General features: G+C 77.0%; 5 protein-coding genes and 1 pseudogene. 4 read left to right on the top strand and 2 right to left on the bottom strand.

Going from position 1 to position 6,078, the window contains the following annotated elements; genetic code table 11:
* Window positions 1-196: hypothetical protein (locus AB0D10_RS33395; RefSeq protein WP_360262720.1), on the bottom strand; the 196-nt coding region annotated here is incomplete at its 3' end.
* A 342-nt stretch (window positions 197-538) separates the two neighbouring features.
* Between AB0D10_RS33395 and AB0D10_RS33390 the strand changes: the two genes are divergently transcribed.
* From AB0D10_RS33390 to AB0D10_RS33375, 4 genes and pseudogenes are all read left to right on the top strand, one after another.
* Complete coding sequence (locus AB0D10_RS33390) at window positions 539-1,411, top strand: bacterial transcriptional activator domain-containing protein (protein WP_360262719.1); 873 nt, start codon at window positions 539-541, stop codon at window positions 1,409-1,411.
* Window positions 1,412-2,173: 762 nt separating this feature from the next.
* Complete coding sequence (locus tag AB0D10_RS33385; protein ID WP_360262718.1) at window positions 2,174-2,509, top strand: transcriptional regulator; 336 nt, start codon at window positions 2,174-2,176, stop codon at window positions 2,507-2,509.
* Between the two features lie 266 nt (window positions 2,510-2,775).
* Window positions 2,776-3,332 (top strand): annotated as a pseudogene (locus AB0D10_RS33380) (transposase); the annotation flags it as partial.
* Window positions 3,333-3,898: 566 nt separating this feature from the next.
* On the top strand, window positions 3,899-4,741 hold the full coding sequence (locus AB0D10_RS33375; protein ID WP_360262781.1) for an aminoglycoside phosphotransferase family protein: 843 nt from the start codon (window positions 3,899-3,901) through the stop codon (window positions 4,739-4,741).
* A 149-nt stretch (window positions 4,742-4,890) separates the two neighbouring features.
* On the opposite strand, the gene AB0D10_RS33370 is transcribed toward AB0D10_RS33375, so the two are convergent.
* Complete coding sequence (locus AB0D10_RS33370; RefSeq protein ID WP_360262717.1) at window positions 4,891-5,634, bottom strand: MBL fold metallo-hydrolase; 744 nt, start codon at window positions 5,632-5,634, stop codon at window positions 4,891-4,893.
* Between the last annotated feature and the right edge of the window lie 444 nt (window positions 5,635-6,078).

Genomic DNA, 6,078 nt, shown 5'->3' with positions numbered 1-6,078 from the left:
GCGCGGCGTTTTCGGGTGGCGCGGTGTTCTGCGGGCGGCGCGGCTTTTCGCTTCCGGTTTGTTTCCGGTTTCCGTCCGGTTGTGCTCCGGCCGGATTCCGGCTGTTTTCCGGTGCGGTGCGGTACGGGGTGGGCGCGGGGGCGGTCCGGGGCGGCTGCGGGCGGTCTTTCTCGAAGCCTTCACGCGGGGTGCTCAAGGATGGCTACATTTCTACGGCAGGATGCGCAAGGCGTCCGCAATAGCCGCTCCCCCGGCCTGCGATGACGCTCTGACGTGGGAAAACACTGCGCCCACGACGCATCGACCGGCCGGCGGGTATGTTTTCGCGACCGGTGTTGACACCGCGCCTCGCGGCGAATGTATGGTCGAAATCCGCCGAAAACCGAACGGCTGGTCGGCGGCGAGAAATTGTTCTGTTCCGGGTTTCCCATGCCGACGGCCGGCACGGGCCGTCACTTCCGCTTTGGCTCAAGGGGGTTGGAGCAACGTTGAACGGCTTCAGGGAAGACAGTCCGTCCGGCAGATCGGGGGCGCGGCGATGCTGATCCGCCTCACCGGTCTGGTGGCGATCGAACACGAGGACGGTGCCCCGCAGCACCTGTCCAGCGCCCAGGCCCAGGTGGCGTTCGCCCGCCTGGTCCTGGAACGCTCCGGCGGCACCAGCCGCGACCAACTGGCCGACACCATCTGGCCCGACGGCCTGCCCGACACCTGGGCCTCCGCGCTGCGCAGCGTGGTCAGCCGGGTGCGGGCCTTCGTCACCGACCCCGGCCAGGGCCCCGGCGCCACGCCTCTGATCGCGCAGGGCGGCCGCTACGTGCTGCGCCTGCCGGCCGACGCGGCGGTGGACCTGGAGGCCGCGGCGTCGGCCGTGGGCGAGGCCGGCGAGGCGCTGGCCTGCGGCGGCCACGCCGTCGCCCAGCAGCTGGCCGCCGGGGCACTGGCCAACCTGCGCGGCTCGTTCCTGCCCGACCACGAGGGCGAATGGGCCCAGGGGGTGCGCGAACACGTGGAGGAACTGCGCATCAGCGCACTGGAGACCGCCAGCCTGGCGGCCTCCGCCCTCGGCGAGGAACACCACGCGCTGCGCTGGGCCGACGAGGCGGTGCGCCGCGCCCCGTTCCGCGAGAGCGCCTACCGCTGCCGCATGGAGGCCCTCGCCTCCTCCGGCAACCGCGCCGAGGCGCTGCGCTGCTACCAGCAGCTGCGCCAGGTCCTGGCCGAGGAACTGGGCATCGACCCGGCCGCCGAGACCCAGGAGCTCTACCTCGCCCTGCTGCGCACCCCCACCCCCGCGCCGCCCGCGCCGGCGGCGGTGCGCCCGGTGGACCCGGTGCTGATGGGGATCTTCGAACCCCTCGCCCTGACCCGCCTGCCCCGCCCGGCGCCGGCCCCGGCCCGCGCCGCCTGACCCGTTTGCCCGGCGTTCCGGCCGGCCCCCGGCGCACCCCACGGCGCTGCGGCCGGAACGGACCGGGCCGCGCACCTCTCCCCGTCCGCGCGCGTCCCGCGTCACCCCGCTCTCCCCCGCCGGCACCCCCCGCCCCGGCGGCCCCGCATCCCCGTGCCCCCGCCGTCCGCGGCGGGGGCACGCGGAACCCCGCCGCGCACGGCGCTCCCGCATGGCGCACCTCCCCTCGCACCGCAACCGCCCACCCGTATCCGCCCACCCGTATCCGCCCCCACCCGCATCCGCGACACCGGCCCGGGGCGGGCCCGCACCCGCCGCCCCCTCTCCCCCGCCCCGGCGTCCCTGCCACGGCCCCGCGCCCGTGCCCCGACCCCGGCGTGCCTGCCACGGCCCGGCGACCGCGACCGTCCGTTCCCGCGTCGGCGGGCGCACCGTCCTGACCTACGGCGCCCCGGCGGTTTGCCGCGCCCCGCCGGGCGGGGCCGTCCCGCGCCCGCCCGGTCCCTCTCCCCCGTCCTGCGCCGCTGCCCCGCGCCCTTGCCTCCGGGGCCCGTGCCGACGGGCGCGGGGCCTCGCGGCGGTGTCGCGCGATCTCCGTGGGCGTGTTGCGGAGGTGTTGCGGTGGGCGTGGCAGATGGGTCGGGCGTAGTAGCGTCGGGGCGTGAAGTCGCGCACGCGGCGCGGTTTTTGACCATTGGACGGACGGGGGTCGAGCGTTGGGAAGGGGTGGTGGGTGTGGGACGGGCACGCGTGGCGGCGCGAATGATCGAGCACCCTGGCGTGGAGGACGTGAGCGTCCAGCAGGTGCTGGAGGCGCTCTCTGATCCGGCCCGCAGGTCGGTGGTGCGCACGCTGGCGCACTCGATGGCCGACCTGAGTTGCGGTTCCTTCGACTTGCCGGTGGGGCGTTCGACCTCCAGCCACCACTTCAGTGTGCTGCGCGAGGCGGGGCTGCTGCGCCAGTACTACGTGGGTACGACCAAGATGAACGCGCTGCGCAGCGAGGAGCTGGAGCGCCGTTTCCCGGGGCTGTTGTCGGCGGTGGTGGCCGCGGCGGACGCGGAGGTGCGCGCGGGCGCCCCGTCCCGGCCGACGTGACGGCCGATCACGTCCGGTGACGGCCGGTCGGTCGGTGACGGCCCCGGTCAGCCGGTGCCGGTGAGGACGATCTCACCGGTCCGGGTACCGCTCTCCGGGCAGCGGTGGGCCTCGGCGATGGTGTCGAGGCCCACCGGGACGCGGTCGGCGGGGGGGCGAGGGTGCCGTCGGCCGGGCCGGCGGGGGCGAAGGCGAGGGCGCGGCACGGGCGTTCGTCGTCGCGGGTGACTTCGAAGGCATCTCGTCCGGGCTTGCAGGCTGCTCCCGTGACGATCGTGGAGCGCCTGGTACCGGACGAGTCGTGGGAGCTGTTCCGGCTGGTGGTGCCGGCGGCGCCGCCCGGCCCCAGGGCGGCGGGCGGCGCCGCTGCGGGGATCGCGAGGTGGCGGCGGCGGTCGTGTTCGTCGCGGCGTCGGGGTGCACGCGGGCCCGGCCGCCGCCGTGTTCCGGTCCGTCCGGGCCGACCGCCCACCGGCGTTTCACCGGGTGGAGCAGGGCCGGGGTGCCGGCCGGGCTCCACCGGGTCGTCCCGGACGAGCTCGGCGCGCGGGGCGAGCCGGCCCGGTCGAGGCGTGCGGTCGACTCGGTGACCATGCGGACCCTGGGAAAGGGGGAGCCGGCAGGTCCGAATCCTGTCGGTCGGGGCACGTTCGGGTCGAAGATCGATCTGCTCGCCGAACGCACCGGTCGGCCCCTGTCGCTCGCGGTCTCCGGGGCCAACGTCCACGACGGCCAGGCCCTGATCCCGCTCGTCGACGCCATCCCGCCGATCCGCCCACGGCGAGGCCCGAGGCGGCGCCGACCCGGCAGGCTGCACGGCGACAGGAGCGCCTCGGCGTGGTCGAGGCCGGGGCCGGCGGCGCGCAGGCGCGGTTCACCGGGCCCGGACGGGCGCCGGGGGCTCTCGCACGCGGTCAGGACCTCGGGGCCCCCGGTGGTCTCGAAGACGACGGTCCCGGGCACGGCACGGCTCCCCCGTGCGGCCGGCGTCGGGCCGGCGGTGCCGGGCCCGGGGGCCCCACCCGGGCGGGCGCGGCCCGCCCGTCACACCTCGACGGCATCGGGACAGTGGCCTGCGGGCCGTCCTCGCACCGAAGTTGAGCATCCGTCACGAAGCCCGCGCCGGGCGGGCCGCGGTGACGGGCAGGCCGGGACCGGGGGCGGGGGCGGGGGCGGGGGCGGGGCGTAGGCTGTCGGTCCGTGATCGGGAACGGGGACAGCGGGGACGGCGGGGACCGGAACAGGTCCGGCGGGAACAGGTCCGGGGACGGGTCCGCTGTGGGTGGCGGGCGGGACTGGGCCGCGACCCTGCGGTGGGCCGAGGGCGCGCTCGCGCCCGGCGAGCGGATCACGGCGGTGACGGCGCTCAAGGGCGGATGGACCTCGCGGATGCGTCGCCTGGACGTCGAACGCCCGGACGGCCGCGGCCGGTACGCGCTGGTGCTGCGTTCCTTCGTCACCCCGTTCTACCGCCGTCACGCCCCGGCCCTGCTGGCGCGCGAGGCCCGCGTGCTGGGGCTGCTGGAGGGCGGTGGCGTGCCGGCCGCGCGCCTGCGCGCCCTCGACGAGCACGGCGCGGCCTGCGACCACCCGTCCCTGGTGATGACGCACCTGCCCGGCGGGGTGCGCCTGGCCGAGGACGCGGACACCGGCCGGCGCGCGGACCTGCTGGCCGCCCAGCTCGCCGCCGTCCACGCCCTGAAGGTCGACGAGCGGTCGCGTCCGCGCGCCTGGCAGGCGTGGACCGCGCCCGACATCGTGCGCGTCCCCCAGCGCACGAAGCGCCCCGCACTGTGGGCGCGGGCGGTGGCGGGGATCCGCCGCGAGGCGCCCGCGCACCGCCCGTGCTTCCTGCACCGCGACTTCCACCCCGGCAACGTGCTGTTCACCGGCAGCGGCGCGAGCCTGGCCGTCAGCGGGGTCGTCGACTGGGTGGAGACCTCCTGGGGCCCGGCCGACCTGGACGTCGCCCACTGCGCCACCGCCCTGGCCCTGCTCCACGGCCCCGCCGCCGGCCTGGCCTTCGCCGACCGCTACCGCGAGGCCGGCGGCGTCCTCGACGAGGGCACCGGCCACCTGTACTGGCGGCTGCTGGACGCCCTCGCCTTCGCCCCGGACGCCGAGAAGGTCGCCGTCCCCTGGCGCGACCTGGGCCGCACCGACCTGACCCCGGCCCTGCTGACCCGCCGTCTGGAGGACTACCTGCAGGCCCTGCTCGACCACCACACCTGACCACCACCCCTGCACCGGCCCGCCTCGTTCCTCCCCACGCGGGAAGTCGGCCGGCCCGACGTCCCGTGCACGCCCGCGCGGGCGCCCACGCGGGCGACCGGGGCGGCGAACGGGGCGTCGTGTTCTGCCGGCCGGGGCGCGGGGGCCGGTCACAGGGGCAGGTGCTGGTCCTCCTCGGCGGCCGTGACGTCGCCCGCGAAGGTGTGGCGGGCCTCGGCGAGCGCGACGGTGCGGTCGGTGCCGGGCCAGAAGTGGGTGAGCAGCAACCGGGCGGCACCCGCACGCCGGGCCCACCGCCCGGCCTGGGCGGCACTGAGCAGATACGGGTCGCCCGGCCCGGTGCCGCACACGGTGACGCCCGCGACGAACAGGTCGGCACCGGCGGCCAGACGCTCCAGGGCCGGGCCGGGGCCCGCGTCACCGCTGTAGGCGAGGGTCAGGCCCGGAGCGCTCAGACGCACGCCCGCGTGCGGGACGTGATGGGGCAGCGGCACGCTCTCCAGAAGCAGCGGGCCCAGGCGGTGGGTGGTACCGGCGCCGGCGGGCAGGAGGTGGATGTCGAAGACGTCTCGGAGGTCTTCGCTGGGTTCCATCGCCTGGACGCGGGTCACGACGCCCGGCGTGCAGTACAGGGGCAGCAGCGGCGGGCGGGGACCGGCGAAGTAGCGGGCGCGGGCCAGAGCGCTGAGATCGGCGCAGTGGTCGGGGTGTTCATGGGTGATGACGACGGCGTCCGGGCCGGCGGCCGGGGTGTGGCCGAGCAGGCGGGGGAACGTGGCGTAGCCGAGGTCGAGGACGAGGCGGTACCCGTCGTACTCGAGGAGGAAACCGCTGGCGGCGCGGCCCGCTTCGGGGTAGGCGGCACTGGTTCCCAGGACGGTGAGTCGGCGCACCGGGCGATGGTCTCACGGGCGGGATGCGCCTCCCCCTCCCGGGTGCCCGTTCCAGGGGGGCCGGTGCAGCCGGTGCAGGTCCGTCACGCCTTCCCGCCGCCCCGTCATCCGGCATGCGGCGCAGCCGGGTTCGACACGCCGGCGGCCATGCGGCACGGCGGCCCGGGGACGGGCTGCCGACGGGGCGGGGCTGCGGGCGGGGCGGGGCTGCGGGCGGTGCGGGGCGGGCGGTGCGGGGCGGCCACGCCGCTGCGGATCCCGAGCCGGGCCCGGCAGGCGTTCCCGCCCCGGCCGGCGCCCGTACCCGCACGACACCGGCACTGGCAGCAACAGCAACGCTGACGGCGGCACGGCGGCACGGCGGCACGGCGGCACGGCGGCACGGCGGCACGGCGGCACGGCGGCACGGCGGCACGGCGGCACGGCGGCACGGCGGCACGGCGG

Origin of the sequence: Kitasatospora sp. NPDC048545 (assembly GCF_040651155.1) — a bacterium.
Taxonomy (GTDB): domain Bacteria; phylum Actinomycetota; class Actinomycetes; order Streptomycetales; family Streptomycetaceae; genus Kitasatospora.
Note: the sequence above shows the minus strand (reverse complement) of the source record. Positions and strands in the feature narration are given on the sequence as shown.

What these genes read in the sequence shown, in the direction of transcription:
- AB0D10_RS33390 (WP_360262719.1), top strand. Translation starts at nt 539, where the DNA reads ATGCTGATCCGCCTCACCGGTCTGGTGGCGATCGAACACGAGGACGGT.
- AB0D10_RS33385 (WP_360262718.1), top strand. Translation starts at nt 2,174, where the DNA reads ATGATCGAGCACCCTGGCGTGGAGGACGTGAGCGTCCAGCAGGTGCTG.
- AB0D10_RS33375 (WP_360262781.1), top strand. Translation starts at nt 3,899, where the DNA reads ATGCGTCGCCTGGACGTCGAACGCCCGGACGGCCGCGGCCGGTACGCG.